The following is a 26,834-nucleotide window of genomic DNA, read 5'->3' on the forward strand; positions in this document are numbered from 1 at the left end:
GTGCGGCCGGCGGCGGCGCGGGGGGTGGTGTGGTGCGACGCCTGGGCGCGGCAGGGCGCCGGCCGGCCCCCTTGGAACGCGGTGTCCGCTTCGAAGCCCCGCGCGCGGGCCGCTCGGTGGCACGCTGCCGGGCGGTGAGGGCGGGCGGGCTAACCGGCTGGGTGGCTGATCCGGTGTCCTCGTCGGTGTGCCAGTACGCGATCTGCCACGCCTCCTGGGCGAACAGGCGCAGCTGAGGCACGCGGCCGTCGGCGAAGGTGCCCCAGGAGCCGACAGCCAGGACATGGGTGCCGACGGTGAGCGGCTCGATCAGGGTGGGGTGCATGGAGCGCAGCACCACCTCGAACTCCCGGCCGTCCAGGTCGGTGTGGTCGGCGAGGAACACGAACGGCCGGCCCTTGCGGTCGTGGTGGACGCGCTGGACCGTTCCGTAGACGGCGACGGGGTGGGAAGGGGCGCGCCCGGGACTGTCCGGGTCCAGGCGGCGGAACAGGTCCCCGTAGGCGGCGGAGGAGGGCCCGTAGCAGAACCGTCCCCAGGCGATCGTGTCCTTGTGGCCGTGGGGCTGCACCTTGAAGCGCTGGACGGCCTTGTCGTCGAAGGCGTTCAGCTGCAGGAACCGGGCGATCTTCGCGGCGCAGTTCAGCAGCGGCGGCAACAGCGGCGCCACCGTGTCGATCTTTTGGCCCGTCACGGCGTGGGGCGGCAGTTGCGGGTCCGCCTGCTGCTGCGGCGCCAGGTCCTCCACGTCGGCCGGGAGGGTCAGCTTCAGCACGCCGTCCTCGACGTGCGCCAGGCCCTTGGCGCCGCGGGCGATGGAGGTGATGAACTCCACCGGATTGAACGGGCAGGTGGCTTCGTGGCTCGTCCTGGGGTTGAGGGCGAAGTGCGCACGGTAGCTGGCCCCGTTGCGCTTCACGTACGTGCCCCTGCCGTGCACACCCGCCCTGCACGTGGAACAGATCAGCGGGTGCTTGTCCGTGTACCAGGCCGGTTTGTCGTCGATCTGCACGGCGAAGACCTCCCGCCCGCTGTCCTTGATCCGCGCTCGGTACACGCTCCCCCCTTCTTCGCCTGCCGTGACCTACCAAATGATCACAGAACGGAAGGCTGTGCGGGGCGTAACCGGCCGGCCTGTTCCGGGGCTTGCGGGGGTGTGCAGCGGCAAGGAGCCGACCGGCTGGCCGTACGGGCCTGCCGCCGGGTGTCTGTCGGCGATGGTGTCGGCGGGCAACCGTCTCCACGGCGCGCGGCGGTCCGGGGCATCGCCGGCGCGGTCAGGCCAGGTCGGGTGTCAGCTCGGCCAGCGTGCTCGCCAGATCCAGCACGGCGTCGGGGGGAACGGGCTCCGCCCAGCTCATGTGACGCGCGGCGACGTCGAAGCAGTACGGGGCCGCTGCGGCCGGCCGAAGAGCGGCCCCCTGCCGGGTTGGTGCCGGTCTGCCGCTCACCCGCCCCGCGGGCCCGGCGGCGAGCAACAGAGCACCGCCTCACGGCGAAAGGCCGTGCGGGTCTCGCGTCGCGCCCTGCCGGGGGTGCTGGGAGCTGGCCGCCCACGTCCCCGGCCACCGGCCATCACGCACGGCCCGGCGCGCTCTGCCCGATGTCGGCCGCAGCCGCTACGATGGCCGGGCACCAAGGGCAACCGCGCCGCGCCCGGTCCGCTACCTCGACGCCCACACCGTCGCCAGGGGACCCAGACGTCTGAGACTCGCGCGAGCAGTTTCGTCATGCCCTCCTCCTGGAAGGCCAGCGCGTGTGGGGCAGCAGGCCGACAAAGGGACGTGAGACGTCATGACCAACCCCCGCCACCGGGAACTGGACCGCGCCGTGCGCGCGTACAAACGGGCACACCGCGGCATCACCCTGGAGCAGGCCCGCAAGGCCGTCGCCGACCGCGCCCGCTGGCAGCCCGGCCTGCCGGCCCGGATCCCCGGTGTACCGCTGCCGCGGCTCACCGAGCGGCTGGAGGGCTACGTGCAGCGGGTCGCCGCGGCGGCCGGCGTCCAGCGGCACCGGGCCATGGAACTCCTCGGCCTGGCGCCCGGCACCTCGGCCACCGCCCGTCTCGACGAACTCGCCGCCGGTCCCCTGCCCGAGACCGCCGTGAAGGCCCTCGTCGCGGCCACCGGTATGACCGCCGCCCAGGCCCGCGCCCTGACCGCCCCGCGCTCGGCGCGCCCGAACCTGGACGCCGTACGGCGTGTCACCGAGGCGAACTTCGCCGCCGGGCATTTCCGCCGCGGCGGCGCAGGCAAGACCTCAAGCTCCCTGTCGGCGGTCCTGGCCCCCACCCACCGGGCGCGCCTGATCGACCTGGACGGGTCAGGTCCGCAGCTGGCCGGGCTGCTGGCCGCAGCAGACGCCCCGCGGCCCCTCCTGATCGACACAGACCCTGCTCCCACGCCCCGGCAGGCGCTGGCGCCCCTGCTCTTGGGCGACACCTCCTCCCCCTTCATCGGGCAGCCGCTCCTGGCGCCGTACCCCGACGGCCGGCCCCAAGACGACTAGCGTTGCGCGGAGCAGGCCCTGCGCGGGTACAGCGCTGCGCTCGGCACGGCACTGCCGGCGGGACGTCCGGCTCGTCGGCTGCCTCCGGCTCAGGCCCGTGGGCCTGAGCCGGATTCGGCAGAAGCACAACCCGCGGCCGCCGGCTGCACAAGGTCCACCATGCCCTGACCTGCTCGATGCCCAGGTCCGTGGCGGCGGGTGGGTTCGCCGGCCGTGATGGCGCCGCAGGCGGGCCGACGGGGTAGCGGCGGGGGCGTTGCGGGTGGAGTCGCACGAGGTGGCCCGGCTCCGGCGCGGCGTGACCCGGTTGGCCCCCGACCCTGCTCGACCCTGCGACGTCTGCGTCTTCCCCGGCGGCCACTCTGGTCCCGCCGCCACCGGGCACCAGCCTACGGGGGGGCAGGTTCAGGGGCGCTGACCAAGCGTGGGCAGTCCGGCCGAGGTGGCCCGCACACTCCGGCCGCGACGCGCGGCACGGCCGCTCTTCAGCAGCCGGCGAGCCCGAGCGCGCCACAACTGGGCCTGCTCCGGGCGGCCGGCTTCGCGGTGTACGGCGGCGACGCGCAGCACGGCGGCCCGGGTCCGGGCGGTCAGAAGTTCGGCGACAGGGTTGAGGGGGCCTTCGATTTGTACGGCCCCGGGGGCGCCTCGCAGGCACAGCACGAGGCGCTGGTCCGGATCGGCGCCGTCGAGGTCGCGCACGTACACGCGGGCACGGCTGCGGCCGGTTGCGATCTCGGCGAAGCGTTCCAACTCCGGCCATGTGCAGGGCAGCAGAGCATCCTCCAGCACCGTCTGCGGGGCCGGCCGCCAGGAGGCCGCCCGCGCACTGTGGTCCTCGCGGCGTACCCGCACGCCGATCACCGGCCACGGCGTGCCGGTCAGCGCCGGGTGCCGGATCTCGGCCTGGGTCACCAGTTCCTCCCGCCCCCCGCTCGGATCGCCCTACCGCAGTATCGCCGCCAGCCCGCCTCCGGCGGCGAGGTTGGCCAACTCCCGCCGTGCGGGCGGGCACAGGAGGTTGCTGCCCCGTGGCAACACCAGCCGGCGCCGGGCGGCCCGGGGAGGCGCGGTGCCAGCAGACCGGCCGGAACGGCGGCCGGCGGAGGGGCGCGGGTGCCGGCGCCGCGACGGTACGAGCCGACCGGGCGGCGGGACAGGGCGCACGCCAGCCACACCCTGAGCGCCCGTCCGGCCTGGTGCGGCCGGGGCGGGGGTACGGCACGGGTGGGCGAGCGGCAGATCGAGCCGTAGTTCGGCGGCCTGGGCGGTCAGCGTTCACAAAACGCGGGCGAACTACCGCGCGGCGAGCTCGATGCCCGGCCGGGGCTGGGGTGCTGGCCGGGTCGCCGGCACCGAGGTGACGCGGCAGGGCACCTGAGCAGCTATAGCCTGGGCGTGTTCGTCGTGCGAGGGGGAGGCGCCAGGCAGTGGATGCGCAGACAGTCGCCGTCTACACGGCGATGCTCAGTGCGGCTGTGGGGCTCGGCTTCTGGCTGCGCTCGGTGGTCGATCCCGATGCGCGGGTTCGAGCGGTCGTAGTGTGCAGTTGTTGCCTCTTGGTGGGCGTGCCGGCGGCCGCGATCACATGCGGGTGGACCGCCCCCCCCTGGACATCATCAGCTCGGTTTTCAGCTCGTCCTGACAAACGGCACGGCCGGCGCAGAGCAGGGCACCCTCGATCAACAGCAGACCAGGCGCCCGGGCCGGATCCGGTGCAGCGGCCAGGACGGCTCGGCGCTCCCGAACGGGTTTCGCCGGCCCCGACCCTCAGCTGCTGTACCGCCGGGCAGGGCGGCGAGCAGCCGACCGGCCCAAAGGAGCCGGGCCGGGGGACGGCTGCGGGGTCGCCCCCTGTCGGGGCGCCGGGGCGGGGGTGCGGGCCCCTGTCGGGACCCGGGGTGCCGCGCGCGGGGCCCGGGGCCGTTGGCCCAGGAGGGGTCTGCCCGGGGCCTGGGGGCGTGAGCAGCGGGCGCGGCGGGGCCGTGCCGGTCGGGGTGGGCGCAAAAGGATCTAGGAACGCGGGCGAACCTCGAGGTCGCCCCCCGAGAGAGCTGGATCCTTCCTGCAACCCGGGTCACAAGCTCTTCCGGGGAGCTGCCCAAGTCCGCCGCCAACCTCTCAAGACGGTCCCAGGCCTCTGCGTCGAATGTGATGACCCGCTTCACGGGCGGCCCGCTGTTCATGAATCCACGGCCTTCCAACTCGTCTCGTGGTACTCGGACCATAGAGCGGCGGTCCTCGTGGGACATGCTTTCGTCACTGCAGGGGGCGGTCTTCGCCGGTGCTCCGTACGGGCAGCACGGTGGGGGGCGATGCCGCGTGGTCGTCGGCTGCCTTCACGTCCTCGGGTGCGGCCCAGCCGTGGTAGCGGGTACCCAGGGCGGTGGTGAGCCTTCTGGGGACAAGGCGGCCGCTGAGGACATCGGCGACAAACTCCGTCAGGGTCCGCTCCTCGTCGTGGTCCCAGCCAGCGTGGACGGAGCCGTGCCAGAAGGGGCTCGGGTCGCAGACTTCCGCGCAGGCGACGACGCTGAAGCGGCTCACGAGGGGATGTGTGCGGTTCCACGGCCCGTCGGGCCCGCTGGGGCGGTACAGGCGTGCGGCGGGCACATGCGTGAGCCAGCGCGCGGCGCGGTGCGTGAACCAGACCGCGGCGACGTTGTCGTCGCTGTAGCGGCGGGTTCGGGCGAGGACGTCGTCGACGGACGCGGAGGACAGCTGCGCTTCCAGAGCGGTCCGGCGGCCCTGCGCGGCGGTGACGAGTACGTCGGCCCGCCACCCGCCATGCGCGGCGGTGAACTCCAGCTGCGCCTTGTGGCCGGCCTCGCGCGCGGCGGCGGCCAGAGCCCGCTTCAGGCTGCGGTGTTCCTCCGTCTCACCGGCACCGGGGCAGGCCGGAAAGCGGCGGTCGTGCGCGAAGAACCGGCCCCCGCGTGGGGAGACCTTGGCGTGCATCGGCCGGCCGCAGTGGGTGCAGGCCAGAGCAGGGCGTGGCCGGGCCCGGTACACGGCCTCCCAGGCCAGGCCGCAGCCCAGACCGTCCAGGGTCACATCGAGCGTCCCGTGCTGAGACAACTGCGCGGTCAGCGCCATCGGCTCCTCCTCGCTGCTCGGCCGCCGGCGTCCCTACAGGGTGCCGGTGCGAAACCGGCGACGTCGATGGCGTGCCGGCCCGGGAAGCCGCGAGTTGGCGAGTACAGGGTCCGCGCGTTGTCTCTCGCCGCGCGGGCAACGCGAAATCCCCCGCCCGGACCGCCTCTATCCCGTACTCTGGTCCTACCGACGCGGGGTGGAGCAGCTCGGTAGCTCGCTGGGCTCATAACCCAGAGGTCGCGTGGTTCAAATCCCGCCCCCGCTACCAACACCCGGCCCCCGGTGACCTCGTGTCGCCGGGGGCCGGCCCCGTTCAGCAGGAGCCCGTACGCCACAGGCCGCGGCGCGGGCCCGGTGCCACCGGCCAGCGAGCAGGCCGGTGGCACCCCGGCCCGGGTACGCCCCCGTGCGAGGAGAGGCACAGTGCCGCATCGCCGGCTCCGCTGCATCGAAAACGGACGGCAGGAGTCAGCACGCGCGGACCATCGTGACACTGTTCGACCCGTCGGCGGGGCCGAGCGGGCGCGCTTCACGGCTGCCGACGCGCGGGGTGGTCGGGATGGTCCTGGTAGCGGTCGGCGAACTGGACGACGACGGTCAGGAGTTCGCGCGCCGCGGGCATGTCGTGGTTGGCCCAGTGGCCCAGCAGGTCAACGAGGTGCGACCAGGCCTCGAGGTCGGCGTACGCCCGACGGGGCTGGCTGCGTACGACATGCTCGGCGATGACGAGATCCATCCAGGGGCCACGACCGGTTTCGACCGTGAGCAGGACATCGTCCCCCGCCTGCACGCCGAGCTCGGGAGCGCCGGCCTCGGTGAGCTTCCACGGGTACGCACGGATCCCGTCCAGGGCGGAACCGGCGCCTTCGACCGCCTGCTGCTCCTCGGCAATCCGGGCGCGCAGGAAGTCACACCAGTCGTACACAGTGGGCTCGGTCATCGCCGCCCCGCCGGGCAGGCCCCCAAGGCCGGTACTCGCCGGCTCCGGCCGGCCAGCAGATCGTCAGCGGTCACAACGGCCTCCTCGTCGGCGCAGCACAGGGCAGACGGGGAGGAGCCTACGGGAGTGCACCGACAGCGGCGGATCCGGCCGCCATGAGCTCTTCTTCGTCCCCAGCAAGAACTGGAAGGGCGAAGGCCCCTTCCCGCAGCCGGTGATCACTTCACGGACGCGCTCGCCTACGCAGGCCCGGCTTCGACCGGGTGAAGGTCATGGACGGCATCGGGCTGGCCGCCGCAGTTCCGGGAGCAGCGCCACAGCACAACGAGGCTGACACTTCCCACGCCGCAGGCCCCGTACAGGAGGGGCAGCTTGGTCGTACAGCCGCTCCTGCTCGCCACGGTGCCCAGAGTGAATCTCAGCGGGGGCCGGTGACGGCACCGACCGGCGGACCCGGAGCAGAAGATCCGCAGCGTTCGAGCCAGCGGTCCACCCAGGCGGGCACGGAGAAGGCGAGCTGCTGCCGGGCCTCGTAGACCGCTGGTTCATGCTCCTGGATCCGCTTCAGGCGGTCGCCGCGGCGCTGGATGGCACGGACCTCCAGCGCTCCGGGCCACGCGTTCAGGCCACTGACGATGGTGGTGCACTGGTCGCTGAAACCGGCCGGAAGATGGCAGTTGCAGTGCTCGTCCAAGGCGGCAACGGGCATGCCCCAGCCGGGTGCGGCGAGCAGTGCCATCAGCCGCCGGTGGCCGATCGCGCCGTGCCCTTCCGCGAACGCGGGGTCGATGATCCAGCGCTCCCCACCACCGCGTTCACGGTGGCCGAGCCAGCCGGTAACGGCCAGCGGAACCCCGAGGGTGCGGATCAGGCCGACCCGGCGCAACAGCCCGCTGGTCAGCCAGGCCGACGCCGCGGCGCCCCGGTGGCCCGGCCGCCGGTAGAGACGCTCGGTCGGGTGCCACCGGTCAGGCAGGTCGCGGTGGCACGGCGTCATGCCGTAGGAGGCCGTCTGCTTGTCCTGGATGTCGACTGCGCGCAGCCACTCATCGGGGTCCACACCCAGCAGGGTGACGGAGGCGGACGATTCCAGCAGGCGCAGCACCACCTGCCCGCCTTGGATGTGGGATCGGGCCCCGGGCACCCCCGTGATGTCGCCGTACTCGTCGGCGCGCGGCAGCAGTACCTCGGCCAGGTCCAGGGCCTGGGTCTCAGCGGGGTTTCTCCGTGCGACGGGGTCGCCTTCGAATCGGATCAGTAGACGGTCAGAGCGCGGGTCGACGTACTCGATGCCCCACGGGTGCACTGTGGTGATTCGACGCCAGGCCAGTGCGGCCATTACCTGGGCCTCCAGCAGCAGCTGGTCGGCGTCCGGCTGCGGGATCAGCTGGGAGTCCGGCGCGGAGGCTTCAACGCGGCGCCGGGCGGACTGCCAGGGCAGCCCGGTGTACAGACGGAGCAGTTCGGCGCGACGTTCGACAGCGGTTGTCTTCATGACTCGGAGCCCCTCAACACCGCGGAGCCGTCCCGACACAGCTCGCGCGGCAGAGAGCCACGAGGTGGAATCATGCAGCGGTGCCAGCCGAGTTGGCTCCTCCACGGCGTGCTCGATGTCGGGTCGAGCACGGGGCAGGGACCCCGCCGGGCCCACCGCTTCGGATTCCACCACATCGACGTGGACGGCCGCTGGCCGCCGGGATGACACGCCGCCCCATCACCCGAATGCCGCGCCGCAGGCTGCCGGCCTTCGACGGGGAAGCGCGGTGCGTGGTGGGCATCGTGCGGTGACGCCGGGGCGGGGTCCGTGTCCGCGTGGCGCCGGAGCAACGGGCGGGCAGCCCCGGCCCTATCAGCGGGTGGACTGCCGCTGCGGGGGTGGCAGTGTGAGGGCCGTCACCTCCGGTGTGTGCCAGCGGAACCGACAGCGGTCTCCTGGTCGGCCAAGCTCTCGGTTACCGATACCTCACCACGGCGTGCCCTGGAGTACCGCATCGAGGTGTGTGCGCGCCACCGGTGGCTCGCACGGCCTGGCCCGGACGACCCGCAACGCGGGAACCGGGCGGGAGCTGCGGCACCATGACCGATTACCGAGCCTACGCACAGGTGGTGCAGTGCCACATCGAAATGTGGATCCAGCCGCTAACCACGCAGAACCTGGACATGCACGGAGGGGATTCCGCAGCCACCCTGCGGGCCGCCCACCAGTGGCCCAATAACGCGTACGGCGACCTGGCGACGGCGCGAGGCGAGATCTGGCCCGCCGTGGCGGCCGCGCTCGGCCGTGCTGCGCGGGTGGCGGAGGCAGTGGCGGCCGACGTGCTCAAGCCGGACGAGGGCGAGCAGCAGGTACTAGGGTCCGTCTTCAAAGATCATCCAGGTAGGCGATCATGGTGGGGTGATACGTCGCCATGAACTCACCGACCAGGAGTGGGAGTTACTCGCTCCGCTGATACCCCGGGCCGCGACAGGCCGGCCCCGCGTGTCAGACCGGCAGGTCATCAACGGGATGGTCTACAAGATCCGTACCGGGATCTCCTGGCGTGACCTGCCGGAACGCTACGGGCCATGGAAGACCGTCTACACCCGCTTCCGCCGCTACGCCCTGGACGGCGTGTTCACCCGGGCCCTGCAGCAGATCCAGGCCCATGCCGACGCGGCCGGCGACATCGACTGGCTGGTCCAGATCGACTCCACCATCGTCCGCGCTCACCAGCACGCCGCCGCCACCGGCCGAAAAGGGGGCGGCACCGGCCGGACGAACCGGACGATCACGCCCTCGGCCGATCCCGAGGCGGACTAACGACCAAGATCCACCTTGCCTGCGACGGCAAGGGCCGCCCGCTGGCGATCCTGGTGACACCCGGCCAACGCCACGACAGTGTCTGTGCACGTCCTCTGCTGGAACGGATCCGGGTTCCGCGCACCGGCACTGGCCGACCGCGCTGCAGGCCCGACCGGGTCATCGCAGACAAGGCTTACAGCTCCCGAGGCTTCCGTGCCTACCTGCGACAACGCGGCATTGCACACACCATCCCCGAGAAGACTGACCAGCGGCGGCACCGGTTGAAGCGCGGTGGCCACGGCGGCCGACCGCCAGGGTTTGACCGGGAGACCTACCGACGGCGCAACACGATCGAGCGCTGCTTCAATCGGCTCAAGGGCTTCCGTGGCATCGCTACCAGATACGAAAAGACCGCCACCTCATACGAGGCAGCGGTCAGTCTCGCGTCGTTCCTGCTCTGGGCAAGATCCGTTTGAAGACGGACCCTAGCGGCGCTCAGTGCGGCCGAAACGCTGGATGGTCTCGCCTGCGGGCGACAGTGAGGCGGCCCCTGCCCGGGCTGCAGCGAGGGCATAGCCGCAGCGCAGGGCAACCGCTCACTCCGCGCCGCAGGGCGTGCCTACTCGGTGGTGCGGTCGGGCTCGGGTAGGTGCGGTGGGAAGTGCCGGTTCCAGGATCTCCGCCCAGCGGTGCCGGACGTCGAAGCACTCAGTGCCAGCCCGCTCCTGGGCCAGTTCCAGCAGCGCGTCGATGACGGCTGGGCAGGCGTGCCCAGCTGAATCGCGGCAGCGGTCGACTTGCAGCGGCATGGCGGTGAACAGCGGCATCTCTCCCGCCGGGCCCGTCAGCACGCGGAGGCGGCTGGGTACCGACCGCAGCGCGACTTCTCGCTGGGTTTCCGTGGCGCTCAGGTGGCGAGGTGGGCAGCAGCGTCCATCTCTGCAGTCCCGGACCAGCTGCGTTGTCTCACCGCCGTCAGTGAGCCAGGGAATCGAGCACCGCCCCGGCAAGGGTCCAGCCGATCGTCAGGGCACCATCTTCCATACGGTCGCTCCCCGGCCATGCCTCGAGTGCCCTGTGCCGGGGGATGACGGTGAGAGCGCCAATCCCGTGCTCTCGCAGAGCGATTCCGACCGGCTCCAGCACGAGCTGGTCGTACTCCTGTCGGGCCCGGTTCACCGCCATCACGACCGGCCTGCCAAGGGGTGCGTGCCGCACCAGATGACGCAGTTCCTCAGCCACATCCCTCGGCGGCCGCGGGTGGTGTAGCGCCCACATCCGCTCGCGTTCGGCTTTGCCGACCTCGTGCCTCTGTGTCAAGTCGGCTGCCAGCCACGCTCTGCTCTCACGCTGCCACAGGTCCTCGTCCCAGCGTTCGAGCGCCCGCTCGGTGTGCACGGCGATCATCTTCCGTTCGGCGGCGGCCCTCTCTGCGTCCGTTAGTCCTCCAGCAGCGACCCGCTCAAGGTTTCGCGCCCGGCTGCGGTCGGCCCAGCTGGTCAAGACCTGCGGCCACACATCCGGATGACGCCGGCCGCCTTCTGGGCTGAGGATCTGAAGGAAATCGGTGCGCCACGAGTCGAGATAGGGGGCCTCTTCTTCTGGCGGCAGCGTGGCCCAGGCGCTTCCGCCCACGGGCTCAAGGGACCAGAACATCTCCACATCGTCGGAGTCGTCGGGGTCGTAGGGCTCAACCCACTGCTCGTCCGCGTCGCTGTCTTCGTCGTCGAAGGCCAGGAGTTCGTCGTCTTGCTCGTCGCCGACGTCCCCAGACTGGGAGCCGGTGTAGGCCTCCGGCAGGTCGGCATGCTCATCGATCTCGTCGTGCCCTGCCTCCGTGTGAAGGCCGTCTTCGTCGCCCGGCCAGCCGTCACCGTTATGATCGGCATCCCATCCGGGGAGCGTCAGGCCCTCCTGTCCGGCGCGCCACTCAACGTATCGGGCAAACGCCTCGTCGAGGAACACGAACAGGTCGGGCCCACCGGGACGGCGGGAGTGGAATTCAGCCTGGTCCGCGCTGTTGAGGTAGGACCAGATCTGCACCCGGGACGAGCGCTCGTCGATCACTTCGTCGTCGTACCAGGGAACCTCGTCGGGCACGACAACAACGACACCGTCGGCCCGGGCGGCAAGGCCGGCCAGCTCCGGGTGGACGGCCGTGGTGCCGATGTCGACGACCAGAAGGTCAAACTCGGTTACTGCGTCTTCCAGTTGCTCTGCGGCTCGGGCCGCATCCGTCTCCATGACCGCCACCTTCAGGTGATGGCCGGGAGGCAGCTGCAGGTTGGCGTCGCGCCAGCCGAGGGGCTTATCGCCGTGATCCAGGCCGAGCAACGCCGGCAAATTCGACGGATCGTCCGCGGCCAGGACACCGACTCGCGCGCCGCCGACGGCGGCGGCGGCCGCGAGCAGGTAACCGACCGTCGTACAGCCACGGCCGCCTCGGCCATCGCCGGAGACCACCGCCACCACCCCCCGAAGATTCACGCCCGGGCCGACCGGCTTCACGGCGATGCGGGACGGGTTCGGCCCCTGGAGTTCCTCATCGAGCGGGTCCCGTGCGCGCCAGGCAGGAAAGGCCTCACGTGCCAGGGCCAGACGCCGCAAGGCCCGGCTCCACAGTGCGGCCTGGGCCACGGAGAGATCCGACAGGAGAGCGCCCAGGGCCTCCCGCTCCACCCGGGAGACGGCATCGGCCTCCCACAGCGCCTCAAGGCCCGCCCCGCGCGCCAGCTCGGCCGCCTGGTGCAGAGCGCCGGGATCCGCCCTGAGCTCGACATGAGCACGCTGGCCCGCGAGCACGAGGGTAAGCGTGGTGTCCCCGCCCCGTGCCCTCAGCGCAGCCGCTCGCAGCCCCGGAATACCCCCCAGCTCGCCGGCCGGGGCGCGGGTGGGTAGCCAGCGAGCCAGAAGAGCGGCCGCCTGCCCTCGCGCCGGCCACAGGGTGACGCGGTCCGGGTACGGGCTCGCACCCTCCAGCCCCCACACCGAGCCGGGCGCAGCAGCGACTTCTTCGAAGGCCGGGTGCGGATGCGCCAGGGCCCGCAGCAGCAGGGCCTCCAGACGCTGCTGCACAGCGTCAGTGGCATCCGGGACCAGGCCGAAGCGCAGACCTAGGCGGCGGTAGAAGTGGATGGCGGCGGCCTTCGGCTCGCCGGTGTAGCGGGTGCGCAGGCGCGCGACTTTTCCCTCACCCGAGAACATGATCGAGACCCATCCGCGGTGCGACACCCCGGACCGGCACACCGGCAGACGCTGAAGGCATGTGAACACGGCCCTACGGGCCGACCTGACGAGGTGATGCACCTCTTTCCGCCGATCACGCTTCCAGGTCCGGGCCGGACAGCGCTGGCAGGAGGCAGCAGGTACCGCCGCCCGTAGACTACCCGACATAGCGCACACTGCACATGCGTGTCCCTGGCAGCCCGCCAGCGGCGCTGGCAGCGGCCAGCCCAAAGGCCTAGTGCTCCGGTGCCGGGCCGGTACGGTACGGGACATGCTCGACTCCGCCTCGACTTCGGAGAAGCCCCGCACCCGGGTGCGGTGGGAACCGGTTGACGCCTTCACTCCGGGGGAGGCGATAGAACTTGCCCGCACAGCCCGGATCTCCCGCAGCGCCGAGCGGGATTACATGTCCGCGCACATCGTCTCCGAGGCGACCGCCGAGCAGGAGATCCGACGGCTTCTGGAGCGAATTCTTCAGACTGGCAGGCTGGCCCGAGAGTGCGACGGACCTCTGATGCGGGCCCGTACCCACAAGGCGGACGGGGATGACGCCTGGTCCTTTCTGCTGGACCCGGCTACCAAGGTGATCGTCGGCTACCGGGGTCCCGCCAGTTCGTGGTTCGACGAGGTGCATCCGCCGATTGAAGAGTTGCTCGACGCCATCACCGAACGGCGCCGTCGAGACGAGGAGATTGCGCAACGCCGCCTGGCGAGGGAACGAGAGGCGGCCGAGCGACGAGCCTCGCACGAAAAGCGCATGGCCGAGCAGCAGGCAGCCGCCGCTCGGCGTGCGAGTGCAGTCCCCGCTCCGACGTGGCCTCTGATGCCCGAGGGGCTGTACGACTGGAGCGGTAACCCGGCGCTGCTGCCGTCTCGTCGGCGTCCGATCACCGACGAGGCCAGAATCCGCCGCGCCGGCCGTCTGCCCCACGTCGTCTTCCACTCGGAAGCGTTGAACAGCCCGTTCTTCCGTGACGTCCCGCTGGAGAATCGGTGTGAGGCGGTGCGCCGCGTCCTCGACAAGCTCCTCCGCGCCCCTACCAAGGGGGCGGTGAGCATCAGCCCCGACTGCATTACGGTCAGCGGCCAGAAGGTCGTGCTTACCTTGACCCCGGACTGCACCATGGTGCGGACGCTCAACCCGCCCCGACCGGGCGACAGCACGCCGGCGCGCTACAGGGCAGAGCGCTGGCGCCTGCCGCGCCCGAAGTCCACTGGCCCGGCCGATCCCGAAGCGGACACCGAGCCGAAAGGGTGACCAGCGGGCAGCACGACATCCTGCTGCCCGCGTGGCGGCCCACTGGGGGGGCTCAGGCGTCGTTGTAGATGTTGAACTTCTTGCTGTCGAACATGTAGTTGCCGGTCTGGACGGTGAAGCTGATCCAGTGCTTCTCGGGCAGGTTGTGTACGCCTCCGTCCGCTGCGGAGGCGTAATGGCACCTGCCGTCGTTGTACGTGTCCTTCAGCGTGTACAGGTACGCGTTCATCGTCTCGTCGCGGACCTTGACCTGCGCGACCTCGCCGTCGGACTTGATGTCGCACACCTTCAGGTGGTCGCCCGTCTTGGCGAAGTACGCCTTGGCCCCCTTCAGGCCGTCGTACCACGGGCCGTAGCCGTAGGTGACCGCTGCGGCCGGAGAGGCTGCCACGACCGCGGCGGAGACGGCTGCGGTGGCTGCGAGTCCAAGGCGTCCAGCCACATAGGACCTCGTGCTGAATTTGGGCATGGTGCTCCCAATCTCCGAGAAGGGTGGGGATCATGTCGGGCGCGTGGCCGACGTCGCAGAAGCTACGGCGGGCTGCCTGTGGATAGTTCTCGACTGCCGTCGGGGCTCTTGCTGGGCGGTTGGCCTACTGATCGCCTGGGCCTTGCGGACGGGGCCGGCGCCCCGCCGGTCCGCTCAACCGCTAGGCTGCGTCGAGGATTGCCATATTCAAGACCCCAGCGGAGAGATCATGCCTCGCGGTGCTGTTCGTTCGGTATGGATCTCGGTTGACGACGGCATCCCACAGCAGGTCAAAGACCTCGCCGCGGAGCACAAGGCGATCCGTGCCCGGCGCTCCGTCGCTCCCCAGTGGCGCACCCGTGGTCTGCCGCGCGCCCAGGCATCCGAGGTCAGAGCCGCCTGGCTCGAAGAGGTCCAACGCCAGCAGAAGGCGGGTGAACTCCTCGACACTCAGGACGCCATCGTCGAGTTCGGAGTGCGTGAGGAACTCCGCTCACGTGGCTGGGACCACGACTGGGACGAGCCACCTGCGATGGCCTGGAGTCCCGGCCGGTGGATCGGCTCCCGCGACCGCGGCCTCGACGGCTTCCCCGAGCGTCTTTCCGTTCGTCTGGATGCCGCTCTCGCAACTCGCGCCGTCGCCGCCTGCTGGTGGACCTCCGCCCCCGCCATCCGCGAACTACAGGCCTGGCGCGACCGCCACCCCGGCATCACGCCGCCCCGCTACGAACTCGACGAAGAGGGCCGCGCACGGCTGACCGGCCCCCTCGCAGAGTACGTCCGACTTGCCGACAAGATCACCACTACCGGCACCATCTGGCGAGCCGGCGTCACCTTGGGGCTGGCCCAGGCTCGCGCGGTCCTTGAGGCCGAGCAGGCCGCCAAGCCAACAGCGACACCGGGCAACTGAGGTACCAGGCAAGGCATGAGCTTCCCGTGTACAACGGGTGGGCTTCGGTCAGGACCAGCTACTCGGGTCCGCCCCAAGGGCCAGGGCGGTGAGGGCGATTCCGTCCTGGTGGCCGACAAAAAGTACGTCAGTGTGGTCGTGGAGCAGGACGTCACAAGGGTCTCCGTGTGTTCCATCCCGCCTCACCACGACCGTCAGGGTCACGTAGTCGTCTTGTTGTGCCACTACTTCTCCTTGCTACGAACGCCGAGGCGCGGTAGCGCCGGCGAGGGGATATCGGGGGCTGGTCAGACGAGGACCAGGCGCCCTTCAGGGCTGTGCTTCAGGTACGGACGCATGCACTCCGGGATGGGCTCGGTGTCGGGCTCGCCGCGATAGACGGCGCCCCAGCCGCCGGGCCGCTGGAACTGACGGCCGATGTATTCCGTGTAGGCCGGCGGGATTGCCTCGGTCAGCTCTTCACGCACGTCGGTCCAGTGGATGTCCATGGCGGTCTGCATCTCGGGGACTGTCCCCTTGCCGCCACCGCGGCCGTACGCCGCGATGTATGGGCCGTCCCGCCAGACGCCGTGGCGCCACCCGCGCACAGGGCCGCGATGCTTGCGGTGTTCGGGCTGTTCGGGCTCACCGCCCCACCAGTTGATCTCGAAGTGGCGGTGGCGGATGACGCCGAGTCCGAACATCTCTCCGCACAGGGTGAGGTCCCTCCGGATGTCTGCACCGGGGACGTTTTCAATGACCCAGGGCACACCGAACCACTCGCACAGCTCCCTCATTTGCGGGATGAGGTCGACGTACTGGCGGCCGGCGTTGGTGCCTTTGGTGAGCGCTGTGTGCGCCTGGCATGGCGGGGACGCGTGAACGAGGTCGAAGTCCTGGCACATCTCCCGCATCGCGTCCAGGGCGTCGCCCAGGATGAACCGGAAGGGGTACCGCGGGCGAGGAGTGATGTCAACGCCAACAACGTCGAAACCAGCACGGTGGTAACCCATCCCGGCCCCACCGGCGCAGCAGAACAGGTCAAGGACTTTCGGGCGGCGACGGCTCAGCTCTACTCCTTCCACATGGGCAGCACCTCCGACCGCTCGGTTGGAACGCCGCCCCGTGTCGCCTGCGCGCTGGCCTGGGGTCTCGGCCAGCACGACGCGCCCAGAGCAGTCACCTGGCACCGTCCGGAGGCGTGGCCGCCAGGGGCGAATCGGGTCGCGAGCTAGACAGAGGGATGCGTGGAGCGGTGGCACGACAGCTTCCGGCACACCACTCAGAGATGACGCTTAAGATATTACTCGATGGCGGCGACGCTCGCCACCCTTAAGCGTCAATCGCCGCCGGCCACCCTCCCTACAGCCGACGCGTCGCCCGAACTCTCGCCGGACGCGCCCCCACAGCCCCTCGCGCACCCCCGCCCGCAATGATGCGTCAGGCCCGGCGCCGGGGACGGCGACGCATCCGCCGAGGCCATCGGCCAGCGAGGAATCTCATCACAGATAGACGCTTAACACTTGCATTGCCGACAGGCTCGAATGTATATTTTTAAGCGTCAATTCAAGTGGTGGGAGCTCAGCCGTCACCGGCGTCACCAACATTGCCGTCAGCCCCCCCTCCCGCGCCCAAACCCGGGAGCAGCCCGTGCCCCTCCTCAGCCGATCCGACCTGCCGACCATGACCGCCGAGGAGCTCGGCGACCTCGTCCGGGGATGGATCGCCGCCGCCGGTGAGGCGAGCCGCCAGCTGCAAGCTGACTTCGCGCGCCTCACCGGCGTGAAGGTCGACTTCGACGCCCATCCCGTACCGAGTTGCCCGGCATGCGGCTGGACGTCCGCCAGGCCCGACCAGAGCGACTTCCGCATGGATGGCCCCGACACGACTCACCACCTGGGCCCTCACATCCACTTCACCGGCTGCGGCCACCGCTGGGCCATCACCGACATCAAGACCGCCAGTGTCCGACCGACGCCTGATCGCGTGCGCTAGCCGTAGCCGCCGTCCACCGGCCAGGGCACAAGAGGCGCCGCACAGCGTGCCAGCCGGAGGGCACGGACAGTGCACGTTCACCTGCAGACCGCAACCAGAGGACAGGAACAGGCCATGCCTCGTCGAAGGCAGACAACGCGTGCCAACCATCAGGCCGCCGCCGAAGGGCTTCGCGAGATGCCCGGGGTTGCGCTGACCGTCGTCGTGTGTCCCGCCTGCTACACCGCCGAGTCGCTCGCCCGCGACATCCGACGCGGTCGCTACGCGTACACCCCTGCCGGCGCCTACAAGGCCCGAACCGAACCCGTCGACAACGGCACCGCCGTCCTCGTCTGGTACGACCCCGCTTCGTAAGCATCCGGCCGAGTAGGGCAGAGCGTGACCTGACCCCACTCCCAGCGTGGGACCGCCCGGCCCGCTCTACACGCACTGATCCACAAAGACGGACTTCCCCGACGCCGGCATAGCGCTGGCGGAACTCAGCGCACGGCCAAGTCGGGGAAGTCGTCGACAGGCCCGTCCATCATGGTCTTGTAGAAGCTCTGGAACTCGCGCATCGTGTGCAAGGGCGGGCGCCCTGCTGCGATGCTTCCGTACCAGGCAGCGCCCACCATGAGTTCAGCGGCCTCGTACCAATACCTGTCATCGCCAGATCGGACATCGGAGGCGGCGGCCATAGCGCGAGCCGCCTTCCGGGCGGCTACGGCGGAGGCAGTGCTGGGACCGGTGATCTCACTGGCGGCCCGGTACGTGAAGGGGCGCCGACCCGGGGTGCGGATGATGTCCGAGCACTGCAGAGGGTCGCAGTCGAACACCCCGAGTGCGGCTCGCGCCAGCCGTCGCCCGTCCGGGACGGCTCCGGCACGGCACATGGCAAGGAAGGCCGCGTGGAAGACTTCCGCGTCCGGTCCGAACACCGTGTCCGCAAACCCTGCCCGTCGCATGACGGCATCCGCCCCTTCCTGGCACGCGGCGCCCACGTCCTTCACCCTCTGCGGATCGCTCTCGTAGCAGGCGTTCTCGATCTCTCCGTAGGCGTCGTACCAGGCGGTGCTCTCCGCAGAGGCGATGGTGACGCTCGCCAGGGCGTTGGCGGCGTCCACGAGGCCGGCATGACGCAGTTCGTCGGCAAGCCGCAGTTCTCTGCGGTCGGGAACAATCAGGCGCAGTGCGTCGGTGTACGCGATGCCGGTGGCGGCCTGGATGCGGCGAGCGGCGCTGGCGAAGCGGCTCTGGAACTTGGGCATCAGATTCTCGGCTTCCGGCGGTTTCGCCCACGCCCGACCGCCCCGTTTTCTCGATGCATGATGATCTTGGGGTTCGCGGGCCCACCGGGACCTTCACCCGAAGTCGCCTGCTGCGTGGGAGCGAGCGTGGGTGGCAGTACGCGTCTAGCCACGGGGAGAGTACCAGCCTTCGCGGCTCTCGCCGGCTCGTCAGGTTTCCACCGACCAGTCGTGCCCAGCCTCGGCGGGTCCACCCCCGGGCGGCACGATGAGCTCGCTCGCCCCCACGGCCGGGCGTCGTTGGCTCCGGGCTGAGCAAGTGAGGTCAGCCGGCGCGGTCGTTGATCCATTGGACGGGAACGGCGACGAAGGTCATGCGGGCGCGCAGGGCTCGGCGGGCGGTCTCGGCGGCGTTGAGTCGGCCGTCCCGGCGAGTGAAGGTGCGGGCGACGGGCGGGTGGGCAGGCACGAAGCCGGCGGCCGTGTTGACGCCGGCGGTGATGACGGCGGTGATCATGCGGCCCAGCTTGCTGTCGCTGCGGCAGTGGACGCGTACGGTGGGTGTGCCCTTCTCGACAGAGGCGACTCCGACCTCCGGGTCGTCGCGGTAGGCGGCGTTGTAGCCGAGCGTGGAGGAGACGATGTCCGCGGCGGTCGCCGGAATGTCTTCAAGCTCCAGGGGGCGGTCGGCTGTCGGATCGATCGTCAGGATGATCTTCTCGATGCTGGTGAACACCTCATCGAGACGCCGCAGGGCGGCACGCCTGGCGGTGAAGTCGCGCCGGTCGCGTGCGTTCTTGAGGTCGTCTGCGGCTTCGCCGAGCTCGTCGTGGGCCGTGATGACGTCGAGGTTGATGTCGGTGGGAGCGGTCGGTCCCAGGGCCAGCAGTGCGCCGCGCAGGTCTCGCAGATCGTCTTGGGCCGGGGTGCGGCGTGCGTAGCGCAGGATCTCGTACGCGGCACGCGCGGCGGTGATGACAGCCATTCATGTCCTCCCCGGGTGCCGGTGGACACCCTCCCATTTTGACGCTTAAAAATATACGCGACCGATCACGGGATGGCAATTCTTAAGCGTCACCTAGGTCGCGCTGCTCTTGTTACCTTCGCAGTGCCTCCGGTCCGGTACCGCGCGTGGAAGCAGGCGGTCAGGCGTCGGGGTCGTCGTCAGCACCGGCGTTCAGCCGCCGCTCGAGGTCGCTGACCCATCCCTGGGCCCACTGGCGCAGTTCTGCGATGTCGTCTGCGGACAGGCCGTAGGCCTCGAATTCTTGATCGTCGATCCACTGAGCGGTGCCGAGACGGTCACGAAGGTCGTCCAGTCGGAACTCGCCGCGGCCGTGCCTCTCACCGAGCCTCTCCAGGTCCGCGATCGTGTGGTCGCGGGCGGCCGCGCGAACGTCGACGAAGTCGCGGGGTGCCGCGCGGTCTGCGAGCGCTCTCACTTTGGTGCCGATCACATCGTCGAGGCCGAGTGCGGGGCCGTAGGGAGTGAGTGCCGGCGGCCCCCACAGATTTTCCTTGAGGACATCGACCTCGCACTGCTCCCCTGTGTCGGCGCTGGTCGCCATCAGGCGAGCGGCCAGGGGGTCCACGCTGATGATGCTGACCTGCCAGCCGCGCTCGCTCAGACCACGTACGAGATCATCGGCAATGGCCACCATCGGGGCTGGGCTTTCGGTCGCGACGTCGATGTCCTGGCTGAGTCGGTCGACCAGGCCGTGCGCCTGGGCGGCGTAGCCGCCGGTGATCACCAGTGGGTAGGGAGTACCGATCGCGAGGACGTCCGCCAGGAGCCGGCGGTGGAGGTCGGTGATCTTCACGCGGCGGTGGACGCCTGGTGCTCGAGCTCGGGGAACGCAGCTTCCCACGCTTCGCGGACATGCCTGCTGATCATGGTCTTCATCACCGGCCACTGCGCGAGCAGGAGGCGGCGGTTGAGGAAGCGGATGATGTCGTCGCGCTGCCCTTCGGCGAGTACGGTCCGGTAGAGACTCATGCGCTGCCGGGGCCGGTCCAGGTCGTAGGTGCGCAGGCCCGACCAGACGATATGGAGCGGCAGCTCGATCGGGCCGTGCTCCGGCCCGGCGAGGTCCTCCAGGGTGTCGGGAAGGCGTCGTGCGTACCGCTCGTGCAGCACGTCAGCGACAGAGGGCGTGGCACCAGGAGACGACTGCTGAACCATGCTCCCAGTATTCCGTGTGCGCCGGTCGGATGGCAGAGCGGACGCGCGTTGCGCCTTTCGTTCTCTTGCGCCGGCGAGGTGGGTGCATGGTGCGAGCCGCTTCTGGGCCCGCGGGCGCTCGCCGCCGAGGTGCGGTGTGCTGACCTGCGGTGTCTCATGAAATGGGGCGAATGCGGTTGCGGCCGGTGAGCTGGCCGTCGCGGAGACCGGTCCTGGGATCACGTCTCGTCGACGAGTTGGCGATTCGAAAGCCACCGAAGCCGCGGGCCACCGGCCGTGGCGTTGCACGGTCGGTCGACCGCCAGACTGAGATGGGAGTCGGTGATCATGGGTCGGCCGATATGGACAGGGGTGATCACGTTCGGGCTGGTCAGCCTGCCTGTCGGCCTCTACACCGCGACGGACGACCATACCGTCCACTTCCACCAGATCCAGCGCGGAACCGCGGACCGGATTCACAACCGCCGGGTCAATGAGCGCACCGGCCGGGAAGTGCAGGCCGAGGACATCGTGAAGGGCTTCGAGGTGGCCGAGGGCGAGTACGTCGTCGTCGAACCCGAGGAGCTGGACGGAATCGCTCCGGGCCGCTCGCAGACCATCGAGATTTCCGATTTCATAGGACTTGAGGAGATAGAGCCGGTCTATTTCGATCGCAACTATTACGTCGCTCCACGCGGGAGGCAGTACACCAAGATCTATGAGTTGCTGCGGGCCGCGCTGGCCGAGACGAACAAGGTGGGGATCGCCTCTTTCGTCATGCGGGGCAAGCAGTACCTGACCGCGCTGCGCGCGGAGAGCACGGTGCTGGTGATCCAGACACTGCACTGGTCGGACGAGGTCCGGGATCCCGGCAGGGAGCTACCGGAGATGCCATCGAGGCGGGCTGGCAAGGGGAAGGAACTGGGCACGGCGGTCCAGCTGATCGAGGCTCTGAGCGCTCCCTGGGATCCATCCCGGTATCACGACACCTACCAGGAGAATGTTCGGGATCTGGTGCGGGCCAAGGCGGAGGGCGAGGAGGTCGCTCTGGCTGAGGGCCCGCCGCAGGCCACCAACGTCGTCGATCTCATGGCCGTCCTCCAAGGAAGTCTCGACCAGGCCCGTGGCGCCGCACGCGGGGACGGGAAGCCTCGGAAGAAAGCGAGCGCGGGGCGGAAGTCGACCCGCAGGGCGGCCGCGGCGTCCAGGAAGGCGCCGCCGAGAACAGGGCGTACCTCGCCGTCGGCGCGAAGCAGCGGCCGTGCAGAGCTGCGGCAGCTGGGCAAGGCGGAGCTGTACCGGCGGGCCGGGGAGCAGGGAGTTCCGGGGCGGTCGAGGATGAGCCGCGAAGAGCAGATTGATTCCCTTGCGACGGCCAGGCGGCGCCGGACGAGCAGTGCGTGACAGGTGCCGCGGCTCGCTGGCTCGCCGCTCAGGTGAAGGCGCCCACGAGCTGGTCGATGATGGCGCGGATTCCGCTCCAGTCGGCGTCCGGTGCCGGCGCCCCTGCGTGGTGGGCCTTCACTTTGAGCAGGAAGCGCTCCTGGGCCTTGATCTTGTCGGAGTCCGTCAGGGTCCCGTGGTATCGGTGCAGTTTTCCGTTCCAGGACTTCCACTGCACGGGCATCAGCCCGTCCTCCGTCTGCAGAACGTCTCGGCCGAGGTACAGCTCCAAGGATCCGGCTCGGCCGTTGATGTCCGCGAGGACCGGCTCGTCCGTGTACGGGCCGAGGGTCGGGTAGGTCTCCAGGAGCGGCAGCGGCGGGTAGAACAGCACCCGGCAGCGGTCGGGTAGAGCCCGTTCCATCGTCTTTTGCATGCCGGCGCGGCCCTCGGTGTCGTTGTCCGCTAGCGCGATGAACCGGTTGGCGACGCCGGCCGCAACGAACGCCGCAACGTTGCGGGCGAGTTGGGCCACTCCGCCCTCCGCTCCCGCGCCGGCGTAGTCGAAGAAGGTGACGTAGCCCTTCAGGTGGGGGTGGGTGACGCCCATGCCAGCCGACAGGAGCCGGGCGTCGGTCGATCCCTCGGTGAGTACGAGGAGCGGCGCGTTCTGGGAGAGGTCAGCGAGCTGCTCGGCACGCGCATGTTCGGCGATCTTCCTCGCGGGGTCAAGCTCGACGCAACACCCGGTGAGCTGGGTCAAGTCCAGACTCACGGTGCCCTGCGGATCGGGTGCGCAGTCCAGGAGCAGGCGAACGAAGTCACGGCTGTCCATCCACCGGGAGAGCTCCTCCAAGGACTCGCCCGAGGCGTGGCTGAGGTCGTCCTTCTCGGCTGGGAAGGCCTCGGGTTCTGCGGCCAGGACCTGGCGGATGCCGTCCTCGAACGTCGAGGCGTCCAGAGCCGATGCGGTGCCTTCGCCGTTCATACGGGCGAGGCCTGCGGCGAGGGCCTGGCGGGCTCGTGCCTGCGTAAATCCCTGGACCTGGAGCCGCTCCCGAAGCGCGGTCACCGTCGTCGCGTAGGCGAACTCGGCCCACGGCTGCCCGTCGTCGTGTGTGTGGTGCACTACCGGGCACCGGTCTTCCTCTGTGAATAAGGCTGCGATGTCCGGGAGATACGAGTCGGCGCAGTACAGGAAGGAGTGGTCGCCGAACGCGACGTAGGAGTGGTGACCCATGGGCACCAGCGTTGCAGGACCCGCGCCGTCGGCGCCTCCGATATCCGGTCGGGCGCCTTCGACGCTCGCACCATCTGGCGCCGCGCCGTTCGCGGGCGGATCACTTCCGGCAGCCTTACTGGTCGTCCCCGCCGGTGCCGGCCGCGGAGGTGCTCTTCCAGCCGAGGCACATCTGCAGGTACTCGGATCGAAGACGCGACCGCTGATCCTCAAGCGCGCCGGTCGCCGGGTCGGGGAGATAGACGGTGTCCCGGAAGTGGGTGAATCCGACTCTTTCCCAGCCAGCTGTGATCTTGGCGGTCACCCGGTCCCATTCGACCTGATCCGGCCTCCAAGATCCGTCCGGGTCGGCGATCCCGGGGATGCAGGCGACAGCGCGGCAGCCCGGTGCCAGCCGGTTGATCGCCTCGGCCGCGAGGACGGCGCCGAGGCCGAATCCTCTCCAGGGCATGGTGAGCACGACGCGGTCCATCACCAGAAGGTCGGTGCCCACGTACGACAGGCGCTCGCTCGCTTCCGCTGTGAGATAGCCGTCGGGGTGGAGGAGTGCTCGGGCGATCTACTCGAGCTCCTCGGACTCCTCCTCCATCGCCGTGCTGGCGTTCATGCCCTGGTCGAGGCGGACCCGGTAGAACTCCATCCGTCCGATCTCGATCTCCTGGCCGACATCATCCGGTGGTGCCTGGGGTGTCGGGATGCGGCGGTCAGCGTCGGCTGCGCCTGGATGCCGGACGCTGACGTCCCAGCGCTGGAGTGTCTCGCTGTAGGGGTCCTCGACCAGCTCGTGCGTGGTCGTGTAGTGGAGGTACAGCTTCGACGGATCCGCCGGCAGCTGGTCAAGGCTCTTACTCACCGGACGGACCCTATCCGGCGCTGACCGCTGACCCTCGGTTTGTGGTTCGGCCGGCGCCGGCCGGACTGTTGCCGGCCGGTCGTCGGGGGCACGTTCGGGCGCGGTGGGCGCTCAGGGGATGGTGGTGGGTGTCGCCTGGGGAAGGTGCCGGGCGAGCGCTGACGGGTCCCCCGTGTAGTGCAGGGTGCGCATGCCCAGGCCGCTTGCGGCGCGGCAGTTGTCGGCCCGGTCGTCGATGAAGATCGTCTTGTCGGGCCGCGGCCAACCGGCTGCGGCCAGCCCCGCCTCATACATCCGGCGGTGAGGCTTGTTGGCCCCGAGGCGGGCGGAAAAGACGGTGCGGGTGACCAGCATGCGGCACCAGGCGGTGTCTTCCAGGGCATCGGCGACGGGATGGGGCGCGTTCGAGACGAGGATAATGGGCAGCCCGGTGGCGTGTGCCGCGTGCAGCACGGCAAGCACGTTCGGATCGGTGTTAGTCCACATCGCCGTGTCGGTCTGGCGCAGTGCGGCCAACAGTTTGCTGCCGGGGGGTGCGGAGCGGCCTCCGCGCAGCAGTCCGTGCCAGAACGCGTGCGTGGTCATGGCGCCGGCGTCGTACGCCTCCCGCCGGTTCCAGAAGGCTTGCTGGAATGCGCGGTGCTGGCCGGCAGGCCATCCGGCCAGGGTGGCGAGGTTCTCCCATTCCTCGTCCGTCGGCTGGGTGCCAGCAACGCCGTTGTAGTCGAGGAGCAGCGCCTCGAGGTCATGGGCTGCGGTGGGGGACGTGGTCATCGAGGCTCCAGTGCTCGGCGGGCTGCGGCCGCGACGGCGGCCGCGAGGATGGCGGGCAGTGCGAGGGCGGCGGGAAGGGTGGTGAGTGAGGCGAGCGCGCCGATGGCGGCGGGGCCGGCCAGCAGGCCGAGGTAGCCGATCGTGGTGACGGTGCCGACGGTTCGGGCGCCACCTCGTCCCGCGGCAGTGATCAGGGCTGGCACGGTGGTGGACAGGCCCAGTCCCAGGCCCATCCATCCGGCCAGCGCGGCCGGGGTGGAACCGATGGCCAGGCCCGTTCCGAGGCCGAGCGCGGCCAGGACTGCGCCGGCCCGGACCAGTGTGGTGGGGCTGTAGCGGGCGGTGAGCCGGTCGCCGAAGAGGCGGCCGAAGGCCATGGCGGAGCTGTACAGGGCGTAGGCGCCGGCTGCGACCGCTTCGGAGGAGTGCAGCGATCGCAGGTGTACGGATGCCCAGTCCGCGGCTGCGCCCTCGGCCAGGAGGCAGGCTGCTGCCAAGGCACCGAGCAGCCAGGTGTGCCCGCGGGAGGTCCGCACGGATCGGTGATCGCCGGGTGGGGCGTCGTCGCGGACGTGGTCAAGGTGGGTTGCGGAGCGTACCGCGGGCAGGGCCGCGAGGGCGGCCAAGGCGGTGGCGGCGCCCACTGCGGTGAAGAGCACCTGGTGGGGCAGCCACGCGGTGGCCGCGGCAAGAACGGCGCCGCCAAGCGCCCCCAGGCTGTACGAGGCGTGGAAGCTGGCCATTATCGGACGCCCGTACGCCTGTTGGACGTTGACAGCCGAGCTATTGGCCGCGACGTCAAGCAGGCCGTGGGCCGCGCCGAACACGACGGCAGCGGCGACCAGCGAGGGCAGGTTGCGGCATTGACCCAGCGCGGCGAGGGCGACAGCGAACGTGACCGTGGGCACGACGAGGAGGCGGGAGGGTCCGTGCCGGTGAGCGAGGCGTCCGCCCGCCTGGAGGCCGGCGACCATTCCGGCCGCGGCAGCAAGGAGTACCACCGCGAGCCGTCCAGGGCCGAGATGGGCTGCGGCCTGGACTGCGGGCATGCGCGCTCCCCAGACGGCCATGACGACGCCCAAGACCGCGAAGGTGCTGGTGAGCAGTCGGCGGTCCGCGACCGGGGGCGCTGTCGTCGTGGGCAAGGTGGCGGTCATCTCGACCCCGTCTCATGCCCGGCTGCACGCAGGGTGCGGCGGTGGTGACGATGCGGGCGGGCCGCACGACAGGGTGGTGATGATCCGTCCTTCGACAGGTCTGCGGGGCATCGGAAAGTTGCGCGGGTCAAGGCGTCCTCGCTCTGCTGGAGAGGCTGCAGAAGGGACCGCTGGACGTCAGGCGACGTAGGTCACGGGGCGTCCGGCGGTGGGTAGGGCCGATCTTGAGCGACAGCGCCTGTGGATAGATCTGCGGTGGTGTCGAATCGGCGGCCGCGCACGGCCGGGGCTCTCTGAGCTGTCGTGCCGGTCGATGCCCCAGCCAAGGAAGTGGCTACCGGTCGCATTGGTCAGCTGGAACAGGGATGGCCCTGGCGGTCGAGGCGACGGCGTCCATACGGGCTTTCGCTGCCATGCCAGTCCGCCAACAGGGCCGGGGCTTCGGCAGTCGGCGGAGGATCGTCCCTGCCAGGTACGCCACTGCACGCTCCGTCGGGCCGCAACGCGACCGGCTGACAGGCAAAGTGCCCTTGGATGAGGGAAACTCGCGGCCCCGACCCCGGGGCAGCGAGTGCTTCTCCGCAAGCCCTCAGCCGAGCAAGCAGCCGGTCACCCACCAGCCAACGAGTCACGGATCGCAGCGCGGCGGGCGCCGGACCGGTCGCGCCGACGCTTCGGACCGCTGGCGTGGGCGCCGCTCGCGCCCGAGCGACGGCGCTCCTGCACCGCAGCCACACGTGCTCGGCTGCCGCTCTTCATCCCAACGAGCTGGCTGGGCAAGACTCCACTCCTTCACATACCGGGCCGGCGAGGCCGCCACACCTACAGCTGTTTGACGCTTAACAATATACACGACATCAGCGCTGAGGAAACTC

Annotated in this window: 25 protein-coding genes and 1 tRNA gene; 9 read left to right on the plus strand and 17 right to left on the minus strand. The window is 70.2% G+C overall.

The window, feature by feature from the left end:
* The coding region (locus ABZV94_RS15045; RefSeq protein ID WP_356340687.1) for a hypothetical protein at nucleotides 1–1,057 on the minus strand (1,057 nt) is incomplete at its 3' end.
* Between the two features lie 737 nt (nucleotides 1,058–1,794).
* On the opposite strand from ABZV94_RS15045, the gene ABZV94_RS15050 reads away from it, so the two are divergent.
* Entirely contained in the window at nucleotides 1,795–2,511 is a 717-nt protein-coding gene (locus ABZV94_RS15050; protein ID WP_024127724.1) for a hypothetical protein, read from the plus strand.
* Between the two features lie 405 nt (nucleotides 2,512–2,916).
* Here ABZV94_RS15050 and ABZV94_RS15055 read toward each other — a convergent pair whose 3' ends face one another.
* A complete protein-coding gene (locus tag ABZV94_RS15055; protein ID WP_024127723.1) occupies nucleotides 2,917–3,426 on the minus strand; it encodes a hypothetical protein in 510 nt (169 codons plus the stop codon).
* Nucleotides 3,427–4,770: 1,344 nt separating this feature from the next.
* On the minus strand, nucleotides 4,771–5,607 hold the full coding sequence (locus ABZV94_RS15060) for a competence protein CoiA family protein (protein ID WP_356340688.1): 837 nt from the start codon (nucleotides 5,605–5,607) through the stop codon (nucleotides 4,771–4,773).
* 190 nt (nucleotides 5,608–5,797) lie between these two features.
* On the opposite strand from ABZV94_RS15060, the gene ABZV94_RS15065 reads away from it, so the two are divergent.
* Nucleotides 5,798–5,875, plus strand: a tRNA-Met gene (locus ABZV94_RS15065).
* 261 nt (nucleotides 5,876–6,136) lie between these two features.
* Here the strand turns inward: ABZV94_RS15065 and ABZV94_RS15070 are convergent.
* Together ABZV94_RS15070 and ABZV94_RS15075 are read right to left on the minus strand one after the other, a co-directional pair.
* Nucleotides 6,137–6,547 (minus strand): DUF6221 family protein, encoded by a 411-nt coding sequence (locus ABZV94_RS15070; protein ID WP_356340689.1) that lies wholly within the window; start codon nucleotides 6,545–6,547, stop codon nucleotides 6,137–6,139.
* Between the two features lie 418 nt (nucleotides 6,548–6,965).
* The gene (locus tag ABZV94_RS15075; RefSeq protein ID WP_356340690.1) at nucleotides 6,966–8,042 is read right to left on the minus strand and encodes a hypothetical protein; all 1,077 of its coding nucleotides are present in this window, start codon (nucleotides 8,040–8,042) and stop codon (nucleotides 6,966–6,968) included.
* Nucleotides 8,043–8,623: 581 nt separating this feature from the next.
* On the opposite strand from ABZV94_RS15075, the gene ABZV94_RS15080 reads away from it, so the two are divergent.
* Together ABZV94_RS15080 and ABZV94_RS15085 are read left to right on the plus strand one after the other, a co-directional pair.
* Nucleotides 8,624–8,959, plus strand: a complete 336-nt coding sequence (locus ABZV94_RS15080) for a hypothetical protein (RefSeq protein ID WP_356340691.1) — start codon at nucleotides 8,624–8,626, stop codon at nucleotides 8,957–8,959.
* Nucleotides 8,946–9,805 (plus strand): IS5 family transposase gene (locus ABZV94_RS15085; protein ID WP_318206184.1). Its coding sequence is split into 2 segments (ribosomal slippage): nucleotides 8,946–9,299 and nucleotides 9,302–9,805, totalling 858 coding nucleotides; the frame shifts between segments, so codons are not numbered across the junction. Before ABZV94_RS15080 ends, ABZV94_RS15085 begins: the two co-directional genes overlap by 14 nt.
* A gap of 499 nt (nucleotides 9,806–10,304) precedes the next feature.
* Here ABZV94_RS15085 and ABZV94_RS15090 read toward each other — a convergent pair.
* On the minus strand, nucleotides 10,305–12,533 hold the full coding sequence (locus ABZV94_RS15090) for a hypothetical protein (protein WP_356340692.1): 2,229 nt from the start codon (nucleotides 12,531–12,533) through the stop codon (nucleotides 10,305–10,307).
* A 292-nt stretch (nucleotides 12,534–12,825) separates the two neighbouring features.
* Between ABZV94_RS15090 and ABZV94_RS15095 the strand changes: the two genes are divergently transcribed.
* Entirely contained in the window at nucleotides 12,826–13,812 is a 987-nt protein-coding gene (locus tag ABZV94_RS15095) for a hypothetical protein (protein ID WP_024127712.1), read from the plus strand.
* Between the two features lie 52 nt (nucleotides 13,813–13,864).
* Here the strand turns inward: ABZV94_RS15095 and ABZV94_RS15100 are convergent, their stop codons facing one another.
* Nucleotides 13,865–14,203, minus strand: a complete 339-nt coding sequence (locus ABZV94_RS15100) for a hypothetical protein (protein ID WP_356340693.1) — start codon at nucleotides 14,201–14,203, stop codon at nucleotides 13,865–13,867.
* A gap of 307 nt (nucleotides 14,204–14,510) precedes the next feature.
* On the opposite strand from ABZV94_RS15100, the gene ABZV94_RS15105 reads away from it, so the two are divergent.
* Nucleotides 14,511–15,191: a hypothetical protein gene (locus tag ABZV94_RS15105; RefSeq protein ID WP_181412056.1), complete on the plus strand. Its 681-nt coding sequence runs from the start codon at nucleotides 14,511–14,513 to the stop codon at nucleotides 15,189–15,191.
* Between the two features lie 287 nt (nucleotides 15,192–15,478).
* On the opposite strand, the gene ABZV94_RS15110 is transcribed toward ABZV94_RS15105, so the two are convergent.
* On the minus strand, nucleotides 15,479–16,183 hold the full coding sequence (locus ABZV94_RS15110; protein WP_356340719.1) for a DNA methylase: 705 nt from the start codon (nucleotides 16,181–16,183) through the stop codon (nucleotides 15,479–15,481).
* A gap of 670 nt (nucleotides 16,184–16,853) precedes the next feature.
* Here ABZV94_RS15110 and ABZV94_RS15115 point away from each other — a divergent pair.
* On the plus strand, nucleotides 16,854–17,165 hold the full coding sequence (locus ABZV94_RS15115; RefSeq protein WP_356340694.1) for a hypothetical protein: 312 nt from the start codon (nucleotides 16,854–16,856) through the stop codon (nucleotides 17,163–17,165).
* A 177-nt stretch (nucleotides 17,166–17,342) separates the two neighbouring features.
* The gene (locus ABZV94_RS15120) at nucleotides 17,343–17,519 is read left to right on the plus strand and encodes a hypothetical protein (RefSeq protein WP_356340695.1); all 177 of its coding nucleotides are present in this window, start codon (nucleotides 17,343–17,345) and stop codon (nucleotides 17,517–17,519) included.
* Nucleotides 17,520–17,644: 125 nt separating this feature from the next.
* Here the strand turns inward: ABZV94_RS15120 and ABZV94_RS15125 are convergent, their stop codons facing one another.
* The 4 genes from ABZV94_RS15125 to ABZV94_RS15140 form a co-directional block, all read right to left on the minus strand.
* A complete protein-coding gene (locus tag ABZV94_RS15125) occupies nucleotides 17,645–18,412 on the minus strand; it encodes a hypothetical protein (protein WP_356340696.1) in 768 nt (255 codons plus the stop codon).
* Between the two features lie 304 nt (nucleotides 18,413–18,716).
* The gene (locus ABZV94_RS15130) at nucleotides 18,717–19,376 is read right to left on the minus strand and encodes a hypothetical protein (protein ID WP_356340697.1); all 660 of its coding nucleotides are present in this window, start codon (nucleotides 19,374–19,376) and stop codon (nucleotides 18,717–18,719) included.
* 160 nt (nucleotides 19,377–19,536) lie between these two features.
* Nucleotides 19,537–20,211: a nucleotidyl transferase AbiEii/AbiGii toxin family protein gene (locus ABZV94_RS15135; RefSeq protein WP_356340698.1), complete on the minus strand. Its 675-nt coding sequence runs from the start codon at nucleotides 20,209–20,211 to the stop codon at nucleotides 19,537–19,539.
* Nucleotides 20,208–20,573, minus strand: a complete 366-nt coding sequence (locus ABZV94_RS15140; RefSeq protein ID WP_356340699.1) for a hypothetical protein — start codon at nucleotides 20,571–20,573, stop codon at nucleotides 20,208–20,210. The genes ABZV94_RS15135 and ABZV94_RS15140 overlap by 4 nt, the downstream gene beginning before the upstream one ends.
* 327 nt (nucleotides 20,574–20,900) lie before the next feature.
* Here ABZV94_RS15140 and ABZV94_RS15145 point away from each other — a divergent pair, with 327 nt between their 5' ends.
* The gene (locus tag ABZV94_RS15145) at nucleotides 20,901–21,956 is read left to right on the plus strand and encodes a Ku protein (RefSeq protein ID WP_356340700.1); all 1,056 of its coding nucleotides are present in this window, start codon (nucleotides 20,901–20,903) and stop codon (nucleotides 21,954–21,956) included.
* A gap of 28 nt (nucleotides 21,957–21,984) precedes the next feature.
* Here the strand turns inward: ABZV94_RS15145 and ABZV94_RS15150 are convergent, their stop codons facing one another.
* The 5 genes from ABZV94_RS15150 to ABZV94_RS15170 form a co-directional block, all read right to left on the minus strand.
* Nucleotides 21,985–23,175 carry a HEPN/Toprim-associated domain-containing protein gene (locus ABZV94_RS15150; protein WP_356340701.1) on the minus strand — a complete coding sequence of 397 codons (1,191 nt, stop codon included), beginning with the start codon at nucleotides 23,173–23,175 and terminating at the stop codon, nucleotides 21,985–21,987.
* A 115-nt stretch (nucleotides 23,176–23,290) separates the two neighbouring features.
* Nucleotides 23,291–23,668 carry a hypothetical protein gene (locus ABZV94_RS15155; RefSeq protein ID WP_356340702.1) on the minus strand — a complete coding sequence of 126 codons (378 nt, stop codon included), beginning with the start codon at nucleotides 23,666–23,668 and terminating at the stop codon, nucleotides 23,291–23,293.
* 66 nt (nucleotides 23,669–23,734) lie between these two features.
* Entirely contained in the window at nucleotides 23,735–24,028 is a 294-nt protein-coding gene (locus ABZV94_RS15160; protein WP_356340703.1) for a hypothetical protein, read from the minus strand.
* A 111-nt stretch (nucleotides 24,029–24,139) separates the two neighbouring features.
* Nucleotides 24,140–24,802 (minus strand): HAD-IA family hydrolase, encoded by a 663-nt coding sequence (locus ABZV94_RS15165; RefSeq protein WP_356340704.1) that lies wholly within the window; start codon nucleotides 24,800–24,802, stop codon nucleotides 24,140–24,142.
* Nucleotides 24,799–25,959 (minus strand): MFS transporter, encoded by a 1,161-nt coding sequence (locus ABZV94_RS15170; protein ID WP_356340705.1) that lies wholly within the window; start codon nucleotides 25,957–25,959, stop codon nucleotides 24,799–24,801. Before ABZV94_RS15170 ends, ABZV94_RS15165 begins: the two co-directional genes overlap by 4 nt.
* Nucleotides 25,960–26,834: the final 875 nt, after the last annotated feature.

The organism is Streptomyces sp. NPDC004658, from assembly GCF_040609555.1.
Classification (GTDB): domain Bacteria; phylum Actinomycetota; class Actinomycetes; order Streptomycetales; family Streptomycetaceae; genus Streptomyces.